This window comes from Ideonella sp. BN130291 (genome assembly GCF_036231905.1).
GTDB lineage: Bacteria > Pseudomonadota > Gammaproteobacteria > Burkholderiales > Burkholderiaceae_C > CAMLIZ01.
In genome coordinates, this window is sequence record NZ_JAZARE010000004.1 from 19,715 (window position 1) to 44,499 (window position 24,785).

Genomic DNA, 24,785 nt, shown 5'->3' on the forward strand with positions numbered 1-24,785 from the left:
CTCCTACAGGTCCACGCTGAAGCGCGTGTCCTGCTGCTCCAGCACCTCGTCCAGCAGCCGCAGCATGGCGGCCACGTTGACCGGCTTCGTGACGTAGTGCGCAGCGCCCAGCGCCATCGCCTCGTCGATGCGGATGCGGGTGGCGTCGGCGGACACCACGATCACCGGGATGTCGGCGGTGCGGAGGTCCTGCTTCAGGTGGCGCAGCAGCTCCAGGCCGTCCACGTCGGGTAGGTGCATGTCCAGCAGCACCAGGCTGGGCGGCTGCTGGCGGATGGCGGCCAGCCCATCCAGGCCGGTGCCGGACACCTTCAGCCGCACCTGCGGACGCTGCGCGAGGATGCCGCGCATGACCTCGGCGTTCGTCTCGTTGTCCTCGATGTAGTGCACCAGGCGCTGGTGGTAGTCCAGGGCCTCGCGCGCCTGCCCCGGCAAGGGCGCTACAGGCATGCCGGCGTCGCGGCGTGCCAGCGGCAGGACCAGCCGGAACGACGAGCCTTCGCCGGGCCTGCTCTGCGCGGTGAGGGCGCCGCCCATCAGCTCGGCCAGCCGGCGGCTGATGACCAGCCCGATGCCCGTGCCTTCGGCGTGCGACTCCCGCCCCAGGCGGTTGAACGGCTGGAACAGCTCCGCCATCTGCGCTTCATCCATGCCCAGGCCGCTGTCGCGCACCTCGATCTCCAGCGTGTCGGGGCCGGCCAGGCGCGAGGTGATGAGCACCCGGCCGCCCTCGACGTTGTACTTGACGGCGTTGCTCAGCAGGTTGGTGAGGATCTGCTTGACCCGGGTTTCATCCCCCAGCACCGCGTCCGCCGCCGGGTCCAGGTGCTGCTCGACCGTGACCCGGCGCTGCGTTGCGGCCTGCTCCACCAGCGCGCAAGTGGACTGCACCACCTCGGCCACCGGCACCGCCTGGGTCTGCAGCCGCAGGGTGCCCGATTCGATGCGCGACAGGTCCAGGGTGTCGTTGATCATGTGCAGCAGGTGCCAGCCGGCCTGCTGGATCTGGGCGGTCCATTCGATCTGGTGGGGCCGCAGCGGGGCCTGGCGGTCCAGCTCCAGCAGCTGGGCAAAGCCGAGCATCGCGTTGAGCGGCGTGCGCAGTTCATGGCTCATGCGGGACACGAAATCGCTCTTTGCGCGGTTGGCGGCTTCGGCCGTCTCACGCGCCCGCTCGGCCTCCTCCAGCTTCAGGTGCTCGGTGATGTCTTCCACCACACCCACCATGCGCAGCGGCCGGCCTTCGGGGTCGCGCAGCGCGGACACGGTGGCCTGCACCCACAGCACGCTGCCGTCGCGCGCGATGTAGCGCTTCTGTCGGCGGTACACCGGCACGACACCCTGGATCACGCGGCGGCCGAGCTCGATGTCGGCGGCACGGTCCTGCGGATGCGTGAGGTGCAGGATGCTCTTGCCCACCAGCTCCTCGGGCGAATAGCCGATCATGTCGCGCAGCTTGGGGTTGGCCTCCTGGATGCGGCCGTTCAGGTCGGTGTAGATCAGCCCGATGGGCACGTGGTCGAGGATGTTGCGGAAGCGCTGCTCGCTTTCGCGCAGCGCCGCCTCGGTGCGGGTGCGCTCGGCCACCTCGTGCCGCAGGTCGGCGGTGCGCTCGGCCACAGCCACCTCGATGCGGCGGGTGCGCCCGGTGACGGTGAGCAGCAGCGCGCCCAGCATCGAGGTGGCCATCAGCCCCACCAGCGAGAACAGCCAGGCGTTCCAGTGCCGGCTCTCCGGCACCGTGCCGACCGCCGCGGTGAGGCGCAGCTCCCAGTGGCGGCCGGCGTAGTCGATGGCGCGTGTGTGGGCAAAGCCGGCGGCCGGCTCGTGCTCGCAGCCCGCGCCGCCGGCCAGCCGCTGCCGGCCGCCGCGCGGGTCGGTGTCCACCAGGCACCAGCGCAGGTAGGGCGGCAGTGGCGCCGCCACGCTCTGCACCGCTTCCTCCATGCGCAGGGTGGCGAACAGCATGCCGCTCAGCTGCGTGCGCCGCTGCGCCTCGATGCCGGGGTTGCCCTGGTACAGCGCCTGGTAGATCACCACGCCGGTCTGGTCGCCCACCTCCTGGGTCAGCCGGAAGCCGCCGCTGGCCTGCGGCCGGCCGGTGACGCGGGCGGCCTCCAGTGCGGGACGTGCCGGGCTGATGGACAGCGGGTTCACGCCCAGTGCGGCCTGGTTGCCCTGGGGTGGCTCGATGTAGCGGATGGCCACCACATCGGCGTCCTCGCGCGCCTGGGCTGCCGCTTCCGGGTCGGAGCGGTCGAACACCTTGTAGCCCGGCATGCCGAGCTCCGCGCGCACGGCCGCCTCGAAGCGCGCAATGTCGTCGCGCGGCACACGTTCGGCCCAGCCGATGGCCTTGAGATGGAAAGGCTGCATCAGCCAATGCGCGGATGCCGTGCGAAGCGCCTCGCGCGTGACACCGCCCATCGCCGCCGCCGTGCCACGCATCGCTTCCAGCGCATGCAGCGGGTTGTCGAGCTGGGCCACCAGCGCATCGGCGGCCCGGCCGGCATCACGCTCGAAGATCACGCGCGTGCGCTGCTCGTCCCAGCGCGCCACCTGCATGGCGGCGGTCGCCAGCAAGGCGGTCACCAGCACCAGCGACAGGCCGACCGAGTTGCGACGATGGGCCCATTCGCTGCGCGGCCGGCCGATGAGGGTGAGCGCGACCGGGGCGCCGATCAGCACGCCCAGCGCATCGCCCGCCCACCAGATCCACCAGGTGGTGCCGGCGCTGCCCGCCGGCATCGCGCCGGCCAGGTGCAGCGCGCCGGTGGCCACGCTGGCGCTGACGGTGCAGGCGAGCAGGGCGCCCAGCACGAAAAAGCGCGCCACGTCGCGCGGCTCGCTCAGCGTGAGCGGCTGGCTCACCAGCTGCCGGACCAGCAGGGCGCCCAGCCAGGCCTGCAAGGCCGCGCCCAGGCCGATGGCCACCGGCAACGCCAGCGCCACCCAGGGTGTGAGCACCGGCTGGCCGCGGCCGCCGGTGAGCAGCAGGTTCACCGCAAAGGCGCCCAGCGCCACGCCGGGCAGCACGCGCGCGCCATAGACCAGCACGCAGGCCAGCGCGATGCCGGCCGAGGGGTACAAGGGAGCCGCATACGACGGCGCGGTCGCGAGGGACAACGCGATCCAGCCGGTCACCAGGTAGGCGACGGCGGTGGCGGGCAGGGCCAGCCAGGTGGGCGGCTGCTTTTCGCTGGTCATGGGGGAACGCGACAGCCTACCACCGGCATGCGTGAATGCGACCGCTGACTACGGCACTTCTTGGCCCTGGCCGGCCTGCCAGATCTCGTACCAGGTTTGTGCGTCCAGCCGCACATCCAGTGCGGCCACGGCTTCACGCAGCCCCTCGATGCGGCGGGAGCCGGCCACCGGCACCGGCCGGGCCGGGTGGCGCAGCAGCCAGGCATAGGCCACGGTGGCGGCTGGGCAGCCCAGGCGTTCGCCAACGGCCTGCAGCACGCGCCGCACGCGCAGCGCCGCAGTGTCTTCACCGGCCAGCAGGCGCCCGCCCGCCAGCGGCGACCAGATCATCGGCCGGCGGCCCAGGGCCTGGGCCTGGTCCAGCGTGCCGTCGTGCAACGGGGCCAGCTGCAGCGGGTGCAGTTCGATCTGGTTGGTGGCCAGCGGCGTGGCCGCATCCAGCAGCGCGAACTGCGAAGGCGTGAAGTTGGAGACGCCGAAGTGCAGCACCTTCCCCTCCCGCCGCAGCCGTTGCACGGTGTGCGCGATCTCGGCCGCATCCATCAGCGCGTCGGGCCGGTGGATCAGCAGCAGGTCCAGCCGGTCGGTGCGCAAGGCCGCGAGGGACTGCTCGACGCTGGCCACGATGTGCGCCGCCGAGGTGTCGTAGGACTTGATGCGGTGGCCAGGCCGCGCGGGCGACACCAGCTTGATGCCGCATTTGCTCACCAGCTGGATGCGTTCACGCAGCGCCGGCTGCAGCGCCAGCGCCTCGCCGAACAGGGCCTCCACCGTGTAGCCGCCGTAGATGTCCGCGTGGTCGAAGCTGGTGACACCCAGGTCCACGCACTGCTGGATCCAGCGCAGGCGCTCGGCGGGGCTCCAGCCCCAGCTGTCCATGCGCCACGCGCCGGCCACCACCGGCGACACGCGGGCGCCGCCGGCGCTGAGCTCGACCATCACACGTTGAACAGGAAATTCATCACGTCGCCATCCTTGACGACGTATTCCTTGCCTTCGGCGCGCATCTTGCCGGCGTCCTTGGCACCCTGTTCGCCCTTGTAGGCCACGAAGTCGTCGTAGGCGATGGTCTGGGCGCGGATGAAACCGCGTTCGAAGTCGGTGTGGATCACGCCGGCCGCCTGCGGCGCGGTGTCGCCGACGTGGATGGTCCAGGCGCGCACTTCCTTCACGCCGGCGGTGAAGTAGGTCTGCAGGCCCAGCAGCTTGAACGCCGCGCGGATCAGGCGGTTCAGGCCCGGTTCGTCCTGCCCCATCTCCTGCAGGAACATCAGTCGGTCCTCGTCGGCCATGTCGGCGAGCTCGGATTCGGTCTTCGCGCAGATCGCGACCACCGGAGCGTTTTGTTTGGCCGCGTAGGCCTCCAGCTGGGCCAGCAGCGGGTTGTCGTGGAAACCGCCTTCGTCCACGTTGCCCACGAACATCGCCGGCTTGGCGGTGATGAGGCACAGCGGCTTCAACACCGCCTGCTCTTCCTTGCTGAAATCGATGGTACGCACCGGCCTGGCTTCATTGAGCGCGGCCTCGCACTTGCGCAGCACGTCCACCAGGCGCTGCGCTTCCTTGTCGCCGCCGGCCTTGGCCACCTTGGTGTAGCGCTGCAGCGCCTTCTCCACCGTGGCCATGTCGGCCAAGCAGAGCTCGGTCTGGATCACCTCGATGTCGGCGATCGGGTCGACCTTGCCGGCCACATGGATGACGTTCTCGTCCTCGAAGCAGCGCACCACGTTCACGATCGCGTCCGTCTCGCGGATGTGCGAGAGGAACTGGTTGCCCAGGCCTTCGCCCTTGGAGGCGCCCGCCACCAGGCCGGCGATGTCCACGAACTCCACGATCGCCGGCACGATGCGTTCGGGCTTCACGATCTCGGCCAGCTTGTCCAGCCGCGGATCGGGCAGCTCCACGATGCCCACGTTGGGCTCGATGGTGCAGAAGGGGTAGTTCTCGGCCGCAATGCCGGCTTTGGTCAGCGCATTGAAAAGGGTGGACTTGCCGACGTTGGGCAGGCCCACGATGCCGCATTTGAGGCTCATGGAAGGCTTTCGCTCGGATCGCGCGTGGGCGAGGGGAAGGGCGGGATTTTAGAACGCGAGGCTCGCTTCGCCCGGCATGCCGACGGCCAGCGTGCGGCCGACGCCTTCGACGATCACCGCGTTCATGCCGAAGGTGATGCCGCCGCCCATGCGGCTGTCGGCGCGGTAGCTGCTCAAGGTGTCACCGGGCTCGGTGCCCTGTTCGCCGGTGCGCGGGTCCACGCTGGGGATGGTGCAGCGCACGCAGGGTTTCACCAGCTTGAGCACCACCGGGCCCTCGGCGGTCTCGAAGCGCAGCTCGTCGATGAAGTCCTCGCCGTTGGCGTCTTCCAGGCCGTCGAGCACCAGGTTGGGCCGGAAGCGCTCCATGCCCACGGGGGCGATGCCGCGTTCAGCCAGGCGCCGGTTCAGCGCCTGCAGCCCTGCGGTGGAGGTAACCAGAACAGGGAAGCCATCGGAAAAGTGGTTGGGCGCCTGCAGATCGCCGGTCCAGTCGCGGCTGGACAGGCGGGGTGGCTGCTCGGGCTCGAAGGCCACCAGGCGCAGCGACTGGCCCAGCGCCTGGGCCAACCAGGCAGCGGCTTCATCGCCCAGGTCGCGTGCGGCCACTTCGTCCTTCCACACCGTCACGCGGCAGGGGCGGCCCGCGGCGTGCGGGGCGGGCCGCAGGCTGGGCAGTCCAGGAGCGTCCAGGCGCAAGCCGTCGCCTTCGAGTGCGGTGCGGATCAGCGCCATGCGCGGCAGCTGGCGCTGGGTGACGAACTGGCCGTCGGGCGTCACGATCATCCAGCGGCGGTCATGCTGCAGGCCGGTGGGCGACAGCAGCGCCTGGGCCGGCGACACCCCGGCGCAGGACTTGACGGGATGGACGTACAGCGAGGCGATGCGAACAGTCAGGTCACTCATGCGCTCGATTGTGAGCGCTCCCTACAATGACCCGATGGACCGAGTCGATGTGTGTGTTCGCGGAGCCGGCGTGGTGGGGCGCAGCCTGGCGCTGGCCTTGTCGCGCCAGGGCCTGTCGGTGGCCTTGCAGGGGCGTGACGAGCGCCCGCCCGCATCCACGGACGTGCGGGCCTACGCACTCAACGCCGGCTCGGTGGCCTTGCTCAGCGAGCTCAAGGTCTGGGGCGCATTGCCCGACGACGCCGTGACGCCGGTCTACGACATGCAGGTCGAAGGCGACGCGGCCGGCGCGGCGATCCGCTTTTCCGCCTGGCAGCAGGGCGTGGAAGCGCTCGCCTGGATCGTCGATGCCGCCGCGCTGGAGGACGCACTCGCTGCGGCGCTGCGTTTTGCGCCGCATGTGCAGCTGGTGGCCGACAAGCCGGTGGCGTGCACCTTGACCGCGCTGTGCGATGGCCGCGACTCCGCCAGCCGGGCCGAACACGGCGTGCAGTGGACGCCGCAGGCGTATGGCCAGCGTGCCGTCGCGGCCCGGCTGTGTGCCACCCAGCCGCATGCAGGCACCGCCCGCCAGTGGTTCCGCGCGCCCGACGTGCTGGCGTTGCTGCCCTTCGATCGCCCGCAGCCGGGCGCCTCCTACGGCCTGGTGTGGTCGTTGCCCGAAGCGCGGGCGCAGTCGGTGCTGGCGCTGGACGATGCCAGCTTCGAGCGGGAACTGAACGAAGCCACCGGCGGCGCAGCCGGCACGCTGACCCTGGCCGGGCCACGGGCGGCCTGGCCGCTGGCCATCGCCCAGGCCGAGCCGGTGTGCGGGCCGGGCTGGGCCCTGCTGGGGGACGCCGCCCACCTGGTGCATCCGCTGGCGGGGCAGGGGCTCAACCTGGGCCTGGCCGACGTGGCTGCTCTGGCGCGCGTGATCGCCGAACGGGAAAGCTGGCGCACGCTGGACGACGTGAAGCTGCTGCGCCGTTATGCCCGCGAGCGCCGCCTGCCCACCTGGGCCATGGGCCAGGTGACCGACGGCCTGCTGCAACTCTTTTCACACTCCGCGCCCTGGGTGCGGGAACTTCGCAACCAGGGCCTGACTCTGGTCAATGGCCTCCCGCCGCTCAAACGCTGGCTGGCCGCGCGTGCGCTCAGCAGCTGAAGGATTCTTGATGCCGACCTTGCCTTTCCGTCTTTCGTCCCGCGTGGCCCTGGGCCTGGCCATCGGCGTGCTGAGCGCCCAATTCGCGCTTGCGCAGGACGCGGCGGCCATCCGCAAGAACATCGCCGAGCGCATGCCCAACATGCCCAAGATCGACGAGATCAGCAAGACGCCGATCCCGGGCCTCTACGAGATCCGCATGGGCACCGAGGTGCTGTACAGCGACGAGCAGGGCAACCATCTCATCGAAGGCCAGATCCTGGACACGCGCAGCAAGGTGAACCTCACCGAAGCGCGCATCAACAAGCTCACTGCGATCGACTTCGCCAGCCTGCCGCTGAAGGACGCCATCGTCTGGAAGACGGGCACCGGCAAGCGCAAGCTGGCCATCTTTGCCGACCCCAACTGCGGCTACTGCAAGCGCTTCGAGCGCACCCTGCAGGACGTGAAGGACGTCACGGTCTACACCTTCGTGGTCCCCATCCTGGGCGGCGATTCGCCGGAGAAGTCCAAGGCGATCTGGTGCGCCAAGGACAACACGGCGGCCTGGCGTGGCTGGATGCTGGAGAACAAGGCGCCGGCCCGCGTGATGGGCGCCTGCGATGCGTCCGCCATCGAGCGCAACGCGGCCCTGGCGCGCAAGCACCACCTCAACGGCACGCCGGCCGTGATCTTCGAGGACGGCACTCGCGTGCCGGGTGCACTCCCGCTGGACCAGGTGGAAAAGCAGCTGGCCCTGATCGCCAAGAACTGACGCCGCACTCCGCGGGCGACAATGCGCGCCCATGGATGCCGCCCTTGCCCTGCCGCCGCCCCTGTCCGTGCCGCCCCTCGCGCGCCGCTGGGTTTATGCGGGCCTTGTGCCCTTCGTGCTGAGTGCGCTGCTGATCTGGCTGGTCTGGCCGGATGCCCGGCCCTACGTCACCCAGGCGCTGTGCGCCTATGCCGCGGTGGTGGTGGCCTTGCTGGGTGGGGTGCACTGGGGCCTGGCGATGCGCCACAGCGATGCGCCGGCCCGGCTGCTGGCGTCCGGCGCGGCGTTCGCCTTGCTGGCGTGGGCCGGCGTGATGATGCGCCCGGATGCCGGGCTGGTGGTGCAGGGGGTGCTGCTGGTGGCGGGCTACCTGGTCGACCGCAAGCTGTACCCGGCCGAAGGCCTGGCCGCCTGGCTCACCTTGCGTTTCCGCTTCAGCGCGGTGGCGGCCTTCAGCTGCTTCATCGGCGCGGCAAACGCCTGATGCGGGCGCCCGGCGCCCTCTGTCCGACCCGTTGTTGTCCCTCCTGATGATCTCCTATCGCATCGACGTTGCCGATCCGCACACCCACCAGTACCGGGTGACCCTGGAGCTGCCGCAGCCCGCGGCCGAGCAGCGGCTGTCGCTGCCGGTGTGGATTCCGGGCAGCTACATGGTGCGCGAGTTCGGCCGCCACCTGTCGCAGATGACGGCCCGCCAGGGCGGCCGCGAGGTGGCGCTGCAGCAGCTGGACAAGACCACTTGGCTGGCACGCTGCAGCGGCCGCGCGGCGCTGAGCATCAGCTACATGGTGTACGCCTTCGACACGTCGGTGCGCACCGCGTTCCTCGATGCCAACCGCGGCTTCTTCAACGGCACCAGCCTGTGCCTGCGCGTCGAAGGACGCGAGCAGGAGCCGCATCGCCTGCGCCTGGCGAGCTTGCCCAGGGGCTGGGAGGTGGCCACGGCCATGCCGTCGGCCGGGCGCGGGGTGTTCGAAGCGGCCGACTATGACGAACTGGTGGACCACCCCTTCGAGCTGGGCCGCTTCTGGCGTGGCCAGTTCGAGGCGGCCGGTGTGCCGCATGAGTTCGTGGTGGCCGGCGCCTTGCCCAGCTTCGATGGGGAACGCCTGCTGGCCGACGCCAAGCGCATCTGCGAAACGGAGATCGCGTTCTGGCATGGCCTGCCGGGCAAGAAGGGCACGGGCCGGCCGCCCTTCGAGCGCTATGTGTTCATGCTCAATGCGGTGGAAGACGCCTATGGCGGGCTGGAGCATCGGGCCAGCACCGCGTTGATCGGCCCGCGGCGCGACCTGCCGCGGCGCGGCCAGCCGGGCCTCACCGACGGCTATGTGCGCCTGCTGGGCCTGATCAGCCACGAGTACTTCCACACCTGGAACGTCAAGCGCCTGAAGCCGGCGGAGTTTGCGCAGCTCGATTACACGCGCGAGAACTACACCGAGCTGCTGTGGTTCTTCGAGGGCTTCACCTCCTACTACGACGACCTGTTCCTGTTGCGCAGCGGCCTGCTCGACGAAACGCGTTACCTCAAGCTGCTGGGCACCACCCTGGCCGGCGTGCTGGGCCTGCCGGGCCGCAAGGTGCAGAGCGTGGCCCAGGCCAGCTTCGACGCCTGGGTGAAGTACTACCGCGCCGACGAGAACACGCCCAACGCCACGATCAGCTACTACACCAAGGGCTCGCTGGTGGCTCTGGCGCTGGACCTCGCCTTGCGCGCGGCGCCCAAGCGCGAAGCCACGCTGGACCAGGTGATGCGCCAGCTGTGGCAGCAGTCCCAGGGCGGGCCGATCAGCGAGGCCGACATCCTGGGCGCGGTGGAGCAGGCCGGCGGCCGCCGTGTGGCCGAGGAGTTGCGCGCCTGGGTGCATGGCACCGACGACCTGCCGCTGGCCCGGCTGCTGGAGCGGGTGGGCGTGGCGGTGCGTGAAGAGCCGGCCACGGGCCTCCCGGCGGCCCTGGGGCTGAAGGTGAGCGAAGGGCCGATCAGCGGCGTGCAGGTCAAGTCGGTGCTGCGCGGCAGCGCGGCCGAACGTGCCGGCCTGTGCCCGGGCGATGAACTGCTGGCGGTGCAGGGCTGGCGGGTGCGCCGGCTCGACGAGGCCCAGGCCTGGTTGTCCACCGGCGAAGCGCTGGAGCTGCTGGTGGTGCGCGACGGCCGTGTCTTCGCCGTGCGGGTGGTGCCCCCGGCGGTGTCCGAGCTGCCGCGCACACCGTCGCTCGTCCTGGCCGACAAGGCGCCCAAGGACGCGGCCGCCGTGCGCCGCGCATGGCTGCAGGGCTGACGCCCGAGCACGGCACGGGCCGGCGTTGGCGCCGCCGTGCCGCCTGGCTGTTGTTGCTGCTCGCCGTGGTGAGCTTGCATGGCTGGGTCACCGATGAGCTGGCGGAGGACCGCTTCGGCTGGGGTGCCGCGGACAGCAGCCCCACCCGCATGGAAGTGGCGTTTGTCCGCGAGCTCGCACAGGCCGCACCACCTGCTGGCGCGCAGGCGCCCGCCGTGGCGCGCGCGCCGCGCCGCAGTGTGGCCGCCAGCCCGGAGCCGGCCGCGTCGCAAGCCCAGGCCGAGGCGGCCCCAGAGGTCGCGCAGGCGCCCGATGTTGCCTCGAGTGCGTCGCCGCCTGAGTCTCCTGCCTCGCAGCCGCCTTCAGACAGCGTGCAGGTCGCCGAGGTATCCGCTACCGCGGCGTCGGCGCCCGACATCGGCGCTTCGGCGCCCGCTGCCCCGCCTTTCGAATGGCCACCCTCCACACGCCTGAGCTACCTGCTCACCGGCAACTACCAGGGCCCGGTGGAAGGGTCTGCGCGGGTGCAATGGATACGCAGCGGCAACCGCTACCAGGTGCACTTGGATGTGATCGTCGGCCTCTCGGTCGCGCCCTTGATGCAGCGCCAGATGACCAGCGACGGCGAGCTGAGCGAGCAGGGCCTGAAGCCCCAGCGCTACCACGAGGACACGCGGGTGGCGTTCCAGCCGCCGCGCCATGCCACCGTGCGTTTCGAGGACGACCGGGTGGTGCTGGCCAATGGCAGCACGCGCCCGCGCCCCGAGGGCGTGCAGGACACCGCCAGCCAGCTGGTGCAGCTGACGTGGCTGTTCACCACCCAGCCGCAGCGACTGCAGGTCGGCCAGTCGGTGGAGGTGCCGCTGGCGCTGCCGCGGCGCGTGGATCGCTGGACCTACGACGTGGTGGAGGCCGACACGCTGTACACGGCGTTTGGCCAGATTCCGGTGATGCACGTGAAGCCGCGCCGCATCGACAGCCCGCAGAACGTGCTCACCGTCGAAAGCTGGATCGCGCCCACGCTGCAGTACCTGCCGGTGCGCGTGCGCATCGAACAAAGCGCCGAGGTCTATGTCGACCTGATGCTCGAGCGCGCGCCGCAGCAGGCCGCACCCTGACCCTATAGTTCCGGCCTACCCGTTGGCCTACCCAGGAGACGCCATGAACTACGAATGCATCCTCACCAGCGTGCACGGCGACGCGCCGCTGAAGACCGGCCTCATCACGCTGAACCGGCCCAAGCAGATGAACGCCCTGAACGACCAGCTGATGGACGAACTGGGCCATGCGCTGCTGGCCTTCGATGCCGACGACACCATCGGCTGCATCGTGGTCACCGGCAACGACAAGGCGTTTGCCGCCGGTGCAGACATCGCCGCGATGGCGAGCTACGACTTCATGCACGTCTACAAAACGGGCTACATCTCGCGCAACTGGGAAACCATGCGCCAGGTGAAGAAGCCGGTGATCGCCGCGGTGGCCGGTTTTGCGCTCGGTGGCGGCTGCGAGGTGGCGATGATGGCCGACTTCATCATCGCGGCCGACACCGCGAAGTTCGGCCAGCCGGAAATCAAGATCGGCATCGTGCCGGGCGCCGGCGGCACCCAGCGGCTGCCGCGTGCGGTGGGCAAGGCCAAGGCAATGGACATGGTGCTCACCGGCCGCATGATGGATGCGGCCGAGGCTGAACGTGCCGGGCTGGTGTCGCGCATCGTGCCCGCCGACAAGCTGCTGGACGAAGCGCTCGCTGCTGCCAACACCATCTGCGCGCTCGGGCAGCCCAGCGTGACGCTGGCCAAGGAATGCGTGAACCGCGCCTTCGAAGGCCCGCTGTCCGAAGGCATTGCCTACGAGCGCCGCATGTTCCATGCGCTGTTCGGCACCGAGGACCAGCGTGAGGGTATGGACGCCTTCCTCAACAAACGCAAGCCAGCCTTCAAACATCGCTGATCTTGAGGTGGACCCCCTAAGATCGCTGATGTTTCCGAAGCGATACGGCTTGGAGACAAAACGATTCTTTCATTAACCGCAATGCAGCCTTTGCTGCACTGCGGTTTTTCTTTGGACTCCGGGTTTCTACTATTCACGCCATGGACACACCGTGTCCTGGAAACCAACCCCTGAGGAGTCCACCATGAAGAAGCTGTCCATTGCCGCCCTGATGATGGTTGTTGCCGGTGCCGCCCTGGCCGACGACATCACCCCCGACACCTACCGTGACGCCGTCGCCACCAAGAGCCGCGCCCAGGTGCTGGCCGAGCGCGACCAAGCCAAGCGCGACGGCACGATCAACGCCTGGTCCACCCGCTACAACCCCCTGTCGTTCAGCAAGTCGCTGAAGACGCGTGACCAGGTGGTCGCCGAGCTCAAGGCTGCCCAGGCCAGCGGCGAATACGCTGCGATGAACTCGGAAGACAGCGGCGCCCTGGCGCAGGCCCGTGCCCCGCGTGGCAATGTCTACGTGGCCTCGCAGACCACCGCCAGCAAGTAAGCATTTCCTCTTGTCCCTGCGGCCCATCCGGCTGCGGGGTTCACCAGCCCTGCCGCGGGACCCACGGCAGGGCTTTTTCACATCGGCTCCCCGCTTTGGAGGCATTGCGCGGATGCCCGCTTCACGGCATAAGGAGGGCAAACGCGCCGCCATCGGCGGCAGAAGCTGTTGGGAGACGGTGTAGTGCAAGGCCAGCGAGAAGCAGTGGCTGTCGCGGACGATGAGCCCCGTGCCAGCGATGAGGCAGAGCGCCCGGCATTTCTGCTGAGCCAGCCAGCCGGTCCCGCCGAGCGGCGCCGCGCGATGTGGGTGCTGATCGTTTCCACCGTCGCCTTCTGCGTCTGTGCGCCGCTGGCCAAGATGCCGCTGCAGCCCGTGGCGGCTTTCATGCCGATCTACGAGTCGGCGCTGGTGATCACCGACCTGATCACCGCGGTGCTGCTGTTCGGCCAGTTCCGCATCCTGCGGTCGAATGCACTGCTGGTGCTGGGCAGCGGCTATCTGTTCACCGCCGTGATGACGGTCGGGCATGCGCTCACCTTTCCCGGCCTGTTTGCGCCTACAGGCCTGCTGGGTGCGGGGCCCCAGAGCACGGCCTGGATCTACATGTTCTGGCATGGCGGTTTCCCGCTGTTCGTGCTGGCGTTCGCGCTGCTGCAGCGCCGGCGGCCGCGTTCACCCGTCGACGGCCCAGCGCAGGGCCGGCTGCCGGCCGCGCTGGTGCCGCTGGCCGCCGTGCTGGCTGGGCTGGCACTGCTCGGGCTGGCGACCGCAGGGCAGGGCTGGCTGCCGGCCATCATGCAAGGCCACCGCTACACCGGCGCGATGCAAGGCACGGTGGGTGCGGTGTGGCTGGTGAGCCTGGGCGCCTTGGCTGTGCTGTGGCAGCGCCGCCCTCATTCGGTGCTGGACCTGTGGCTGATGGTGGTGATGTGCGCCTGGCTGTTCGACATGGCGCTGTCCGCCATGCTCAACGCCGGCCGCTTCGACCTCGGCTTCTATGCTGGGCGCATCTACGGCCTTCTGGCCTGCAGTGTGGTGCTGCTGGAGCTGCTGCTGGAAAACGGCATGCTGTATGCGCGCTTGGTCCGGTTGCACGAGGCCGAGCGGCGCCAGGGTGAGGCCTTGCGCGCGGCGCGTGACCAGGCGCAGGCCGCCAACGCCGCTAAGAGCCTGTTCCTCGCGAGCATGAGCCACGAGATCCGCACGCCGATGAACGCGATCATCGGGCTGACGCAGCTGGTGCTGGGCACGCGGCTGGACGACACGCAGCGTGATCACCTGTCCAAGGTGCAGGCGTCGTCCAAGGCGCTGCTCACGCTACTCAACGACATCCTCGACTACTCCAAGATCGACGCCGGCAAGGTGATGCTGGAGACGGAGGAGTTCAGCGTCGAGGAGACGATAGAGAGTGTGGGCCAGCTCTTCGCCGCCAGGCTGGAGGAGGCCGGCTTGGACTTGTTCTTCGAGATCGACAAGGACATCCCCCAGCGCCTGCTGGGCGATTCGATGCGGCTCACGCAGGTGCTGAACAATCTGGTGGGCAATGCGATCAAGTTCACGCCGCGTGGCGAGATCGTGATCGGGGTGGAGCAGGTGTCGCGCGACGGGGCGCAGGTCGAGTTGCGCTTCTTCGTGCGCGACAGCGGCATCGGGCTCACGGCGACGCAATCGCAGCGCCTGTTCGAGGCCTTCGAGCAGGCCGACCGCTCCACGGCCCGGCGCTACGGCGGCACCGGCCTGGGGCTGGCCATCTGCCGCCGGCTGGTGGCGCTGATGGGCGGCAACATCACGGTGGACAGCGTGCCGGGGCAGGGCAGCACCTTCGCTTTCAGTGCACGCTTCGGTGTGTCGCAACACGCCGTGCAGCGGCTGGACCTGCTTCGCATCCGCGGCATGCGCACCCTGGTGCTGGACTGCCAGCCCACCGGGCGCTTGATCCTGCAGCGCATGCTGCAGAGCTGGCGCTTCCAGGTGGCTGTCGCGTCCTTTGCCGACGACGCACTGCTCAAGCTGCGGCGCGCCGAACCCGGCGCCTGCTACGAGCTGCTGCTGCTGGATTGGAAAGCAGCCGACATCGAGCTGGTGCAGCAGGCGCGGCGCCTTTGCGGGCCTGGCCTGGTGGTCATCGTGATGGTCACGCTGGAGTCGAGAGAGCGTGTCCAGCAGGCGCTGCAAGGCATGCCTGCCACCGGCGTGCTGCCCAAGCCGGTGACGCCGTCGCGCCTGTTCGAGACCATCGTGCGGCTGCAGCACGGCCAGGCGCTGCCGCCTCCCGCGGCGCACGGGCCGGCCCTCGAATTTGCGCAGGCGCTGCGCCCGCTGCGCGGTGCCCGCGTGCTGCTGGTGGAAGACAACGTGGTGAACCAGCAGGTGGCGCTGGCCTTCCTGGCGCTGGGCGACTTGCAGGTCACCGTGGCCGCCAACGGGCTGGAGGCGGTGGACTGGGTGAAGAAGGCCGCTTTCGACGCGGTGCTGATGGACATGCAGATGCCCGACATGGACGGCCCGCAGGCCACGCGGGCCATCCGCCAGATGCCGCAGTACACGTCGCTGCCCATCATCGCGATGACGGCCGCGGCCATGGAAGAAGACAAGCAGGAATGCCTGGCTGCCGGCATGCAGGCGCACATCGCCAAGCCGATCGACCCGGACGAGCTGGTGCGCACTCTGCTGGCATGGGTGCCGCACGACGCGGCACTGCGCGTGTGCGAGGCCTGAGGTCTCAGCCCTCGCGCCGCAGCGCAGGGAACAGGATCACGTCGCGGATGCTGGGGCTGTCGGTCAGCAGCATCATCAGGCGGTCAATGCCGATGCCGCAGCCGCCGGTGGGCGGCATGCCGTATTCGAGCGCGCGGATGAAGTCGGCGTCGTAGTACATCGCCTCCTCATCGCCGGCGTCCTTGTTGGCCACCTGCGCCTGGAAGCGCGCGGCCTGGTCCTCGGCGTCGTTCAGCTCGGAGAAGCCGTTGGCGTATTCACGTCCGGTGATGAAGAGCTCGAAGCGCTCGGTGATCGCCGGGTTGCTGTCCGACGCGCGCGCCAGCGGCGACACCTCGACGGGATAGTCGATGATGAAGGTGGGCTGCCAGAGCTTTTCTTCCACCGCGGCTTCGAACAGGCCGAACTGCAGTTCGGGCAGCTTCCAGTGCGCCGGCGCTTCTTCGCCCAGCGCCTTCAGCTTGGCGCGCAGCAGCTCGGCGTCGTCGGCTTCTTCGCCCACCAGGCCGGCATGCACGATCAGAGAGTCGCGCACCGACAGGCGCGCGAACGGCTTGTCCAGGTCCACCGGCTTGCCGGCGTAGCTGAGGCTGGCCGAGCCGCTGGCCGCGCGCGCGGCATGGCGCAGCACGGCCTCGGTGAAGTCCATCAGGTCGTGGTGGTTCCAGTACGCCGCATAGAACTCCATCATCGTGAACTCGGGGTTGTGGCGGACGCTGATCCCCTCGTTGCGGAAGTTGCGGTTGATCTCGAACACCCGGTCGAAGCCGCCCACCACCAAGCGCTTCAAGTACAGCTCCGGCGCGATGCGCAGGAACATTTCCTGGTCCAGCGCGTTGTGGTGGGTGACGAAGGGCTTGGCATTCGCACCGCCGGGAATCGGGTGCAGCATCGGCGTTTCCACTTCCAGGAAGCCGTGCTCGACCATGAAGGTGCGGATGGAGCTCACCGCCCTGCTGCGCGCCACGAAGCGCGCACGGGCCTGCTCGTCGGTGATCAAGTCCACATAGCGCTGGCGGTACTTCTGCTCCTGGTCCGTCATGCCGTGGAACTTGTCCGGCAGCGGCCGCAGGCTCTTGGTGAGCAGGCGCACGGTGTGCACGCGCACCGAGAGCTCACCTGTCTTGGTCTTGAACAAGGTGCCCACCGCGCCAAGGATGTCGCCCAGGTCCCAGTGCTTGAAGGCGTCATAGGTGGCTTCGCCCACGCCGTCCTTGGTGACGAAGAGCTGGATGCGGCCGGAGGCGTCCTGCACCGTGCCGAAGCTGGCCTTGCCCATGATGCGCTTGAGCATCAGGCGTCCGCCGATCGCCACCTGTACGTTCTGCGGCTCCAGCTCTTCATTGGCCAGGGCGCCGTACTGGCGCTGCAGGTCGGCCGCGTGGTGCGTGGGCTTGAAGTCGTTGGGGAAGGCCACGCCCGCCTTGCGGATCGCGGCCAGCTTTTCGCGCCGTTCGGCGATCAGCTGGTTTTCGTCGGCGGCAGCGACAGGGGAGGGCGCGGTGTGATCGGTCATCGTCAACTCGTTGAATTTGCTGCAATTTTACGCAGGGCCGACCCGGCGCCTTAAAATCAGCAGCTTTTCCTTTCCGCGTGCCCATGAGCGTCAGCCTGCCGATCCGCGACCGCAAGATCCGCTTTGCCCTGGTGGGCTGCGGCCGCATCTCGGCCAACCACGTCGCCGCATTGGCCAAGCATGAGCAGCGCGCGGAGCTGGTGGCGGTGTGCGACAACCGGCCTGCCGCGCTGGAAGCTGCGGTGGCGAAGACGGGCGCGGCGGGCTTCGCGTCGCTGGACGCACTGCTCGCCGAGAGCGACGCCGACATCGTGGTGCTGGCCACGCCCAGCGGGCTGCACCCGCGCCAGGCCATCAAGGTGGCGCAGGCCGGCCGGCATGTGCTGACCGAAAAGCCCATGGCCACCAAGTTCGACGAAGGCATGCAGATGGTGCGGGCCTGCCGCGACGCCGGGGTGAAGCTGTTCGTCGTCAAGCAGAACCGGCTCAACAGCACCATGCAGTTGCTCAAGGGCGCGATCGAGCAGCAGCGCTTCGGCCGCATCTTCATGGTGAACGTGAACGTGTTCTGGACCCGGCCGCAGAGCTACTACGACGACGCGCCCTGGCGCGGCCGCTGGGATCTGGACGGCGGCGCCTTCATGAACCAGGCCAGCCATTACGTCGACATGGTGGACTGGCTGGTGGGCCCGGTGGACAACGTGCATGCCTACACCGCCACCCTGGCGCGCAACATCGAGGCCGAGGACACCGGCGTCATGAGCTTGCGCCTGCGCTCGGGCGGGCTGGCCTCCATCAACGTGACCATGCTCACGCACAACAAGAACCTCGAAGGCAGCATCGTCGTGCTGGGCGAAAACGGCACCGTGCGCGTGGGCGGCGTGGCCGTCAACCGCATCGATCACTGGGAGTTCGCCGACAAGCGGCCGGAGGACGCCCAGGTGATGGACGCCAACTACGCGCCCACGTCGGTGTACGGCTTCGGCCATCCGCTGTATTACGACAACGTGATCCGCACGATGCAGGGCGAGGCGGATGCAGCGGTGGACGGGTACGAAGGCCTGCGCTCGCTGGAGGTCATCATCGCGGCCTACCGCTCGGCGCGCGATGGCGTGCGCGTCGGCCTGCCACTGGTCTTCTGATCATGGCCGCGACGATCCACCCGAGCGCCATCGTCGACGAGGGCGCGCAGCTCGGCGAGGGCACCCGCGTGTGGCACTTCGCCCATGTGTGCGCGGGCGCCCGCATCGGCGACGGCTGCTCGCTGGGGCAGGGCGTGTACGTGGGCAACGACGTCACCATCGGCCGCAACGTGAAAATCCAGAACAACGTGTCGGTGTACGACGCGGTGACGCTGGAAGACGACGTGTTCTGCGGCCCCAGCATGGTGTTCACCAACGTCTACAACCCGCGCTCCGCGGTGACCCGCAAGCATGCCTACCGCCGCACCCTGGTGAAAAAGGGCGCCACCCTGGGCGCCAACTGCACGCTGGTGTGCGGCGTGACCATCGGCCGTTATGCCTTCGTGGGCGCCGGCGCGGTGGTGCAACAGGACGTCCCCGACTTCGCGCTGGTGGTCGGCGTGCCGGCGCGGCGCATCGGCTGGATGAGCCGGCACGGCGAGCGCCTGGACCTGCCGGCCGCCACCGACGCCGGCTCCGAACGCCAGGCCACCTGCCCGGCCACGGGCGAGCGCTATCGCCTGCAAGGCAAGGTGTGCCAACTCCTGGGAGACGAACTGCTGTGAGCAGCCTGCCCTTCATCGACCTGAAAGCGCAGTACGCCGCGCTCAAGCCCCGCATCGACGCCCGCATCCAGCAGGTGCTGGACCATGGCCAGTACATCATGGGCCCCGAGGTGGGCGAGCTGGAGCAGCGCCTGGCGGCCTACACCGGCAGCAAGCACTGCGTCACCGTGGCCAGCGGCACCGAGGCGCTGCTGATCGCGCTGATGGCGCTGGACTTCCGAGCCGGCGACGAGGTGATCACCACCGCGTTCACCTTCGCGGCCACGGCCGAAGTGATCGTGCTGCTGGGCGGCAAGCCGGTGTTCGTGGACATCGAGCCCGACACCTGCAACATCGATGTGCGCCAGGTCGAAGCGGCCATCACGCCGCGCACCAAGGCCATCATGCCGGTGAGCCTGTATGGGCAGGTGGCCGACATGGCCGAGCTCAACGCCATCGCCGATCGCCATGGCGTTGCGGTGATCGAGGATGCCGCCCAGAGCTTCGGCGCCACCTACCAGGGCCGCAAGAGCTGTGCGCTCTCGACCATCGGCTGCACCAGCTTCTTCCCCAGCAAGCCGCTGGGCTGTTATGGCGACGGCGGGGCGCTGTTCACAGACGACGATGCCATTGCGCAGGCCGCGCGTGAAATCCGCGTGCACGGCCAGAGCGCGCGCTACACCCACACCCGCGTGGGCGTGGGCGGGCGCATGGACACGCTGCAATGCGCCATCGTGCTGGCGAAGCTCGAACGCTTCGACTGGGAAATCGAGCGGCGGCTCGAGATCGGCGAGCGCTACCAGCAACTGCTGGCCGCTGTGCCGGGTGTGCGGCGGCTGGCGGTGCGCGATGACCGCGACTGCGTGTGGGCGCAGTTCACCATCTTCGTCGACGACCGCAAGGCGGTGCAGGCCGGCCTGCAGGCGGCGGGCATCCCCACCGCGGTGCACTACCCGAAGCCCCTGCACCACCAGCCCGCCTATGCCCACCATGGCCAACCGGACGACTGCCCGCAAAGCATCCGTGCCGCGGGCCAGGTGCTGAGCCTGCCGATGAGCGCGGATCTGTCGCAAGCCGACCAGCAGCGGGTGGTGCAGACGCTGGCCGACGTGCTGGCGCACCAGCGCGCCGCGGCCTGACCTGCACCGCATGAACACCACGGCCGCTCCGCGCGCGCCCGGCCTGGTGCGAGCCACGCTCACGCTGCTGGCCGGCGGCGCGCTGGCGCAGGCGGTGCCGCTGCTGTTGGGCCCTTTGCTCACGCGGCTGTACACACCGCAGGAGTTCGGCGGCTACCACCTGTTCGCGGCCGTGGCGGCCAACGTGGCGGTGGTGGCTTGTGCCCGCTATGAATTTGCGCTGCCGCTGGAGACCAGCGACACGCGGGCGGCGGACCTGCGCGCGCTGTGCCGATGGCTGCTGCTGGCCGCCACGCTGGCCAGCACGCTGGGTGCCGCCGCCTGGGCCTGGACCACGCAGGCCGCCTGGCCGCTGTGGCTGCCGCTGAGTGTGTGCGTGCTCGGCGCGGTGTCCCTCGCCACGCTGGACGCCACGCGTGAGCAGCGCTTCCACGCGCTGGCCAGCGCCCGGGTGGCGCAGCATGGGGGTGGCGCCGCCCTGCAGGCGGCGGCCGGTGTGCTGCATGCCGGCGTGACGGGCCTGATCGCCGCGCCGCTGCTCGCCGCAGCGGCGGCCCTGGCGGTGCTGCGCTGGCGCTGGCGCGGCGGCTGGCGCCGGCCCTGGACGCAATTGCGTGCAGTCGCAGCAGCACACCGGCAGTTCCCCCTGCTGAACACACCGCATGCCTTTGCCGGCGCCTTGCAGGACACGGCCGCGGTGGCGCTGATCGCGGCATGGCAGGGGCCGGCCGCAGCGGGCTTCTGGGGCCTCACGCTGCGTTATCTCAAGGCCCCGGCCACCCTGGTGGGCGGCGCGGTCTCGCAGGCGCTGTATCCCAAGCTGGCGCAGTCCGGGCACCGCGTGACGGCGGCCTCGCGCGCGGCCGCTGTCCGTGTGATGGCCACGCTGGGCGCGATCGCGGCCGTGCTGGTGCTGCTGCTGGCAGTCTTTGGCCCCTGGGCCTTCGCCCATGCCTTCGGCGACCAGTGGCGCGAAGCCGGTGAGCTGGCGCGGGCGCTGGCACCGTACATCGCGCTGCACTTCGTGGCGTCGCCGCTGGCGGTGGTGACCATGGCGTGGCGGGCGCAGGGATGGGCGCTGCGCCTGGCGCTGGTGGGCCAGGCGCTCTTCGTGGGTGCGCTGGCGCTCGGGCTGGCCATCGGCGGCTTGCAGATGGCGGGCTGGATGGTGTCGGGCGTGATGGTGCTGTACTTCGGCTGGTATTTCTGGAAGCTGGCCACCTGGCCCCTCGACCCGCCGTTGGAGTTGCCGGCATGAGTGTGGCCCTGCGCGCATGGCTGAACCGCTGCCGCCGCTGGATCGCGCGAAGCCTGCTCTTTCGCACCGTGTTCGGCGAGCGTTCGCAAGGCCGGCTGCTGCCGCACACCCGCATCTCGCCCTCCTGCAGCATCGAGCATGAAGAGCGGCTGACGTTGGCGGACCATGTGTACATCGGCCCCTTCAACTTCATCGAGGCCAGCGGCGGCGTGACGATCGACGAGGGCGTGCAGATCACCAGCCACTGCAGCATCGTGACGCACAGCTCGCATCGCAGCCAGCGCCTGCTGGGGCGGCAGTTCGTGCAGCCGGGCGCAGGCGAGCGCCCCGGCTGGATCGCCGGGCCGGTGCACATCGGCGCCTACAGCTTCATCGGGCCGCATTCGCTGATCGAGGCCAATACCCGGCTGGGGCGCGGCACCCTGGTGTGCGCGGGCAGTTTCGTGCGCGGCGAGTATCCGGACTTTGCCGTGCTGGAGGGCCGGCCGGCGCGCGTGGTGGGCGACACGCGCCGCACCGATGAAGCGCTGCTGCGCGGCCACCCCGAGCTGCGAGCCTTCTACGACGCATGGGCCAAGGAATGAGGCTGGTGCTGATCGGCGATGGTGACAGCGTGCACCTGCTGAAGTGGGCACGTGCCCTGGCGCCGCGGGTGGAGCTGTGGGCGGCGTCCAGCCGCGGCTTCCTGCCGGGTTTTGACGCCGTGCTGCCCGCGGAGCGCCGGCTGGCGCTGAACAGCCAGCCGAACTTCGAAGGTGGCAATGCGGCCCTGCTGCGCTGCCTGCCGGCGCTGGCGCGCTGGCTGCGCCGGGTGCAACCGGATTGGCTGCATGCGCACTACCTCACCTCGCACGGCACGCTCGCCTGGCTGTCGCGCTCGGTGTTCCGTGTGCGCGGGCGCATCGCGGGCTCGGCCTGGGGCTCGGACATCCTTGTCGCGCCCGAACAGAGTGCGGTTCTGCGCTGGCTCACGCGGCGGGTGCTGGCCGCCTGCGCGGTCACCACCAGCGACTCCCAGTACATGGGCCAGCGCATGAAGGCGCTGGGCGCCGCCGAGGTGATGCTGCTGCCTTTCGGGCTGGAAGCCATGCCACCGCGGCCACAAGCCAAGGACGACATGCTGTTCTTTGCCAACCGCGGGCTGGAGGCTATCTATGCGCCGCAGCGCGTGCTGGCCGTGTTTGCAAAGGTGGCGGCGCAATGGCCGCAGGCCCGGTTGGTGGTGGCCAACGATGGCTCGCTGCGCGGTGAGCTGGAGCACCAGGTGCAGGCCGGCGGGCTGGCGGAGCGGGTGCAGTTCACCGGGCGGTTGGATGCGGCCGCCCAGGCGGCGTATTACGGCAGTGCGCGCTGGTACCTGAGCCTGCCCGTCAGCGACGCGGTGTCGGTGTCGCTACTGGAGGCCATGGCACACGGCTGCGTGCCGCTGCTGTCGGACCTGCCGGCCAACCGTGAGCTGGTGCGCGATGGCGATAACGGCCTGGTGCTGCGCGACGCGGCGGCCACCGACGTGATGCCGGCGCTGGGCACGCTGCTACCGCGTGCCGACGACATCGCCGAACGCAACCGCGCGTGGGTGCGCGAGCATGCGTTGTTCGAACCCCTGGTGGACCGCTTCGTGCAGCGCCTGCAGCAGCTGCAGTCCGCGTGATGAACATCCTCTACCTCAACCACTACGCCGGCACGCCGGCCCTGGGCATGGAGTACCGGCCGTACTACCTGGCCCGGGAATGGGTGCGCACCGGGCACCGTGTTCAGATGCTGGCCGCGGGCTTCTCGCATGTGCGCGCGCACCAGCCCAACCTCGGCGATGCGCCACGCGACGAGGGCATCGACGGCATCGGATATCGCTGGTATCCGACACCCGCCTACCAAGGCAACGGCCTGGGCCGCGTGCGCAACATCTGGCGCTTCCTGTCCCAGGTGTGGGGTGACGCCCGGCGCATCGTGCGCGAGTTCCGCCCCGGCGTGGTGATCGCCTCCAGCACCTACCCGATGGACATCTGGGTGGCACGGCGCATCGCGCGGCTCGCGCGCGCCGCGCTGGTGTTCGAGGTGCATGACCTGTGGCCGCTGTCGCCGATCGAGCTCTCCGGCATGTCGCCGCGCCATCCGTTTGCGCTGCTGTGCCAGGCCGCCGAGGATGCCGCCTACCGCCACGCGGACGTGGTGATCTCGATGCTGCCCAAGGTGCAGCAGCACATGGCCTCGCGCGGGCTGGACCTGGCCAAGCTGCACATCGTGCCCAACGGCATCACCTTGGATGAATGGCATGGCACGGGCGAGCCGCTGCGCGACGACGTGGCAGCGGCCATCCGTCAGGCCAAGGCGGCCGGCCGCACCGTGGTGGGTTATGCCGGTTCTCATGGGCTGCCCAACGCGCTGGATCACCTGCTGGACGCAGCCGCGCTGCTGCGCGGGCAGGCGATCCAGATCGTGATGGTGGGTGACGGCCACGAGAAGGCGCGGCTGCAGCAACGGGTGGCCGCCGAAGGGCTGGACAAGGTGGCGATGCTGCCGCCGATTCCGAAGGCACAGATCCCATCGCTGCTGGCGCAGATCGACATCGCCTACATCGGCTGGCAGCGCGTGCCGATCTACCGCTTCGGCATCGCGCCCAACAAGCTGATGGACTACATGATGGCCGGCGTGCCGGTGCTGCATTCGGTGGAGGCGGGCAACGACCCGGTGGCCGAAGCCGGCTGCGGGCTCACGGTGGCGCCGGAGGCGCCGGCTGCCATCGCCGATGGCCTGCGCCGGCTCGCGGCCCTGCCGGCGGCCGAACGCCGGGCCATGGGTGAACGGGGGCGGGCGTTCGTCCAGGCGCATCACACCTATCCGGTGCTGGCGCGGCGTTTCGCCCAGGCCTGCGGCTTCGACGCGGAGGCGCCATGAATGCCCCGGTGCCACAGGAGCCGCAAGCCGTTGCCGAGCGTTATGCGCGGCGGGCAGCCACCACCGACCGCTACAGCCTGCTGCAGCCCGACGTGTGGCAAAGCCTGCAGGAGCGCCAGCGCGCCGAGTGGCAGATCTGGGCCCGGCTGGGCTGGCATGACCTGCCGCAGCGCCGCTACACCGAGGTCGGCTGCGGTGCGGGCGGGGCATTGCTCGAGGCTTTGCGCGCCGGTTTTGCCCCGGAGCACCTTACCGGGCTGGAGCTGCTGCCCGAGCGCCATGCCATTGCGCAGCGTGTGCTGCCGGCGAGCGTCAGCCTGCACCTGGGCGACGCCACCAGCGCGCCGATTGCGCCAGGCAGCCAGCATGTGGTCGCGCAGCACACCGTGTTCTCCTCCCTGCTGGACCACGACTTCCAGGCCGCGCTCGCGGCTGCCATGTGGCGCTGGGTGATGCCGGGCGGCGGCGTGCTGTGGTATGACTTCACCATGGACAATCCGCGCAACCCGGACGTGCGCGGCGTGCCGCTGCGGCGGGTGCGCGAGCTGTTTCCGCAGGGCACGGTGAGGCCCCGCCGCATCACCCTCGCACCGCCCATCGCGCGCCGGGTGTGCCGTGTGCACCCCGCGCTCTACACTGCGTTGAACAGCCTGCCGCTGCTGCGCACGCACCTGCTGTGCTGGATCCAGAAACACTGATATGAAAAC

At 69.6% G+C, this 24,785-nt stretch carries 21 protein-coding genes; 16 read left to right on the plus strand and 5 right to left on the minus strand.

The features are described 5' to 3' along the window. Positions 1–3 precede the first annotated feature (3 nt). From VPH43_RS09315 to VPH43_RS09330, 4 genes are read right to left on the minus strand one after another with little or no spacing between them, the layout of a single operon-like run. Positions 4–3,207 carry a CHASE domain-containing protein gene (locus VPH43_RS09315; protein WP_328577414.1) on the minus strand — a complete coding sequence of 1,068 codons (3,204 nt, stop codon included), beginning with the start codon at positions 3,205–3,207 and terminating at the stop codon, positions 4–6. A 48-nt stretch (positions 3,208–3,255) separates the two neighbouring features. Beyond that, positions 3,256–4,146 (minus strand): aldo/keto reductase, encoded by an 891-nt coding sequence (locus VPH43_RS09320; RefSeq protein WP_328577415.1) that lies wholly within the window; start codon positions 4,144–4,146, stop codon positions 3,256–3,258. Continuing rightward, entirely contained in the window at positions 4,146–5,240 is a 1,095-nt protein-coding gene (gene ychF, locus VPH43_RS09325) for a redox-regulated ATPase YchF (RefSeq protein WP_328577416.1), read from the minus strand. Before ychF ends, VPH43_RS09320 begins: the two co-directional genes overlap by 1 nt. Positions 5,241–5,288: 48 nt before the next feature. Beyond that, the gene (locus VPH43_RS09330; RefSeq protein WP_328577417.1) at positions 5,289–6,146 is read right to left on the minus strand and encodes an MOSC domain-containing protein; all 858 of its coding nucleotides are present in this window, start codon (positions 6,144–6,146) and stop codon (positions 5,289–5,291) included. Positions 6,147–6,180: 34 nt separating this feature from the next. Between VPH43_RS09330 and VPH43_RS09335 the strand changes: the two genes are divergently transcribed. The 8 genes from VPH43_RS09335 (at position 6,181) to VPH43_RS09370 (ending at position 15,544) form a co-directional block, all read left to right on the plus strand. After that, positions 6,181–7,293, plus strand: a complete 1,113-nt coding sequence (locus VPH43_RS09335; protein WP_328577418.1) for an FAD-dependent monooxygenase — start codon at positions 6,181–6,183, stop codon at positions 7,291–7,293. A 10-nt stretch (positions 7,294–7,303) separates the two neighbouring features. Then, on the plus strand, positions 7,304–8,047 hold the full coding sequence (locus VPH43_RS09340) for a DsbC family protein (RefSeq protein ID WP_328577419.1): 744 nt from the start codon (positions 7,304–7,306) through the stop codon (positions 8,045–8,047). Positions 8,048–8,078: 31 nt separating this feature from the next. Next, positions 8,079–8,531 carry a DUF3429 domain-containing protein gene (locus VPH43_RS09345; protein ID WP_328577420.1) on the plus strand — a complete coding sequence of 151 codons (453 nt, stop codon included), beginning with the start codon at positions 8,079–8,081 and terminating at the stop codon, positions 8,529–8,531. A gap of 46 nt (positions 8,532–8,577) precedes the next feature. Continuing rightward, positions 8,578–10,332: a M61 family metallopeptidase gene (locus tag VPH43_RS09350; protein ID WP_328577843.1), complete on the plus strand. Its 1,755-nt coding sequence runs from the start codon at positions 8,578–8,580 to the stop codon at positions 10,330–10,332. Beyond that, complete coding sequence (locus VPH43_RS09355) at positions 10,317–11,450, plus strand: DUF3108 domain-containing protein (protein WP_328577421.1); 1,134 nt, start codon at positions 10,317–10,319, stop codon at positions 11,448–11,450. The genes VPH43_RS09350 and VPH43_RS09355 overlap by 16 nt, the downstream gene beginning before the upstream one ends. Before the next feature lie 43 nt (positions 11,451–11,493). Continuing rightward, entirely contained in the window at positions 11,494–12,282 is a 789-nt protein-coding gene (locus tag VPH43_RS09360; protein ID WP_328577422.1) for an enoyl-CoA hydratase, read from the plus strand. A gap of 184 nt (positions 12,283–12,466) precedes the next feature. After that, the gene (locus VPH43_RS09365) at positions 12,467–12,823 is read left to right on the plus strand and encodes a DUF4148 domain-containing protein (protein ID WP_328577423.1); all 357 of its coding nucleotides are present in this window, start codon (positions 12,467–12,469) and stop codon (positions 12,821–12,823) included. 303 nt (positions 12,824–13,126) lie between these two features. Beyond that, a complete protein-coding gene (locus VPH43_RS09370) occupies positions 13,127–15,544 on the plus strand; it encodes a response regulator (protein ID WP_328577424.1) in 2,418 nt (805 codons plus the stop codon). 4 nt (positions 15,545–15,548) lie between these two features. On the opposite strand, the gene lysS is transcribed toward VPH43_RS09370, so the two are convergent. Further along, positions 15,549–17,060 (minus strand): lysine--tRNA ligase, encoded by a 1,512-nt coding sequence (gene lysS, locus VPH43_RS09375; RefSeq protein ID WP_328577425.1) that lies wholly within the window; start codon positions 17,058–17,060, stop codon positions 15,549–15,551. Between the two features lie 83 nt (positions 17,061–17,143). Between lysS and VPH43_RS09380 the strand changes: the two genes are divergently transcribed. Genes VPH43_RS09380 through VPH43_RS09415 form a run of 8 tightly spaced genes read left to right on the plus strand, consistent with a single transcriptional unit; the run spans position 17,144 to position 24,776 of the window. Then, positions 17,144–18,202, plus strand: a complete 1,059-nt coding sequence (locus VPH43_RS09380; RefSeq protein ID WP_328577426.1) for a Gfo/Idh/MocA family protein — start codon at positions 17,144–17,146, stop codon at positions 18,200–18,202. 2 nt (positions 18,203–18,204) lie between these two features. Then, complete coding sequence (locus tag VPH43_RS09385; protein WP_328577427.1) at positions 18,205–18,807, plus strand: acyltransferase; 603 nt, start codon at positions 18,205–18,207, stop codon at positions 18,805–18,807. A gap of 5 nt (positions 18,808–18,812) precedes the next feature. Then, entirely contained in the window at positions 18,813–19,925 is a 1,113-nt protein-coding gene (locus VPH43_RS09390; RefSeq protein WP_328577844.1) for a DegT/DnrJ/EryC1/StrS family aminotransferase, read from the plus strand. A gap of 10 nt (positions 19,926–19,935) precedes the next feature. Beyond that, positions 19,936–21,183, plus strand: a complete 1,248-nt coding sequence (locus tag VPH43_RS09395; protein ID WP_328577428.1) for a lipopolysaccharide biosynthesis protein — start codon at positions 19,936–19,938, stop codon at positions 21,181–21,183. Next, a complete protein-coding gene (locus tag VPH43_RS09400; RefSeq protein WP_328577429.1) occupies positions 21,180–21,767 on the plus strand; it encodes an acyltransferase in 588 nt (195 codons plus the stop codon). The genes VPH43_RS09395 and VPH43_RS09400 overlap by 4 nt, the downstream gene beginning before the upstream one ends. Continuing rightward, positions 21,764–22,834, plus strand: a complete 1,071-nt coding sequence (locus VPH43_RS09405; RefSeq protein WP_328577430.1) for a glycosyltransferase — start codon at positions 21,764–21,766, stop codon at positions 22,832–22,834. Before VPH43_RS09400 ends, VPH43_RS09405 begins: the two co-directional genes overlap by 4 nt. Further along, positions 22,834–24,078 carry a glycosyltransferase family 4 protein gene (locus VPH43_RS09410; RefSeq protein ID WP_328577431.1) on the plus strand — a complete coding sequence of 415 codons (1,245 nt, stop codon included), beginning with the start codon at positions 22,834–22,836 and terminating at the stop codon, positions 24,076–24,078. Before VPH43_RS09405 ends, VPH43_RS09410 begins: the two co-directional genes overlap by 1 nt. Beyond that, positions 24,075–24,776 (plus strand): class I SAM-dependent methyltransferase, encoded by a 702-nt coding sequence (locus VPH43_RS09415; RefSeq protein ID WP_328577432.1) that lies wholly within the window; start codon positions 24,075–24,077, stop codon positions 24,774–24,776. The genes VPH43_RS09410 and VPH43_RS09415 overlap by 4 nt, the downstream gene beginning before the upstream one ends. The last annotated feature ends 9 nt before the right edge of the window (positions 24,777–24,785 follow it).

Bases quoted from the DNA above. Each gene is read 5' to 3' on its own strand.
- VPH43_RS09365 (WP_328577423.1), top strand. From the start codon at position 12,467: ATGAAGAAGCTGTCCATTGCCGCCCTGATGATGGTTGTTGCCGGTGCC.
- VPH43_RS09350 (WP_328577843.1), top strand. From the start codon at position 8,578: ATGATCTCCTATCGCATCGACGTTGCCGATCCGCACACCCACCAGTAC.
- VPH43_RS09405 (WP_328577430.1), top strand. From the start codon at position 21,764: ATGAGGCTGGTGCTGATCGGCGATGGTGACAGCGTGCACCTGCTGAAG.
- lysS (WP_328577425.1), bottom strand. From the start codon at position 17,060: ATGACCGATCACACCGCGCCCTCCCCTGTCGCTGCCGCCGACGAAAAC.
- ychF (WP_328577416.1), bottom strand. From the start codon at position 5,240: ATGAGCCTCAAATGCGGCATCGTGGGCCTGCCCAACGTCGGCAAGTCC.
- VPH43_RS09315 (WP_328577414.1), bottom strand. From the start codon at position 3,207: ATGACCAGCGAAAAGCAGCCGCCCACCTGGCTGGCCCTGCCCGCCACC.
- VPH43_RS09395 (WP_328577428.1), top strand. From the start codon at position 19,936: ATGAACACCACGGCCGCTCCGCGCGCGCCCGGCCTGGTGCGAGCCACG.
- VPH43_RS09330 (WP_328577417.1), bottom strand. From the start codon at position 6,146: ATGAGTGACCTGACTGTTCGCATCGCCTCGCTGTACGTCCATCCCGTC.
- VPH43_RS09320 (WP_328577415.1), bottom strand. From the start codon at position 4,146: ATGGTCGAGCTCAGCGCCGGCGGCGCCCGCGTGTCGCCGGTGGTGGCC.
- VPH43_RS09355 (WP_328577421.1), top strand. From the start codon at position 10,317: ATGGCTGCAGGGCTGACGCCCGAGCACGGCACGGGCCGGCGTTGGCGC.
- VPH43_RS09380 (WP_328577426.1), top strand. From the start codon at position 17,144: ATGAGCGTCAGCCTGCCGATCCGCGACCGCAAGATCCGCTTTGCCCTG.
- VPH43_RS09410 (WP_328577431.1), top strand. From the start codon at position 22,834: ATGAACATCCTCTACCTCAACCACTACGCCGGCACGCCGGCCCTGGGC.
- VPH43_RS09415 (WP_328577432.1), top strand. From the start codon at position 24,075: ATGAATGCCCCGGTGCCACAGGAGCCGCAAGCCGTTGCCGAGCGTTAT.
- VPH43_RS09370 (WP_328577424.1), top strand. From the start codon at position 13,127: ATGTGGGTGCTGATCGTTTCCACCGTCGCCTTCTGCGTCTGTGCGCCG.
- VPH43_RS09345 (WP_328577420.1), top strand. From the start codon at position 8,079: ATGGATGCCGCCCTTGCCCTGCCGCCGCCCCTGTCCGTGCCGCCCCTC.
- VPH43_RS09360 (WP_328577422.1), top strand. From the start codon at position 11,494: ATGAACTACGAATGCATCCTCACCAGCGTGCACGGCGACGCGCCGCTG.
- VPH43_RS09400 (WP_328577429.1), top strand. From the start codon at position 21,180: ATGAGTGTGGCCCTGCGCGCATGGCTGAACCGCTGCCGCCGCTGGATC.
- VPH43_RS09385 (WP_328577427.1), top strand. From the start codon at position 18,205: ATGGCCGCGACGATCCACCCGAGCGCCATCGTCGACGAGGGCGCGCAG.
- VPH43_RS09335 (WP_328577418.1), top strand. From the start codon at position 6,181: ATGGACCGAGTCGATGTGTGTGTTCGCGGAGCCGGCGTGGTGGGGCGC.
- VPH43_RS09340 (WP_328577419.1), top strand. From the start codon at position 7,304: ATGCCGACCTTGCCTTTCCGTCTTTCGTCCCGCGTGGCCCTGGGCCTG.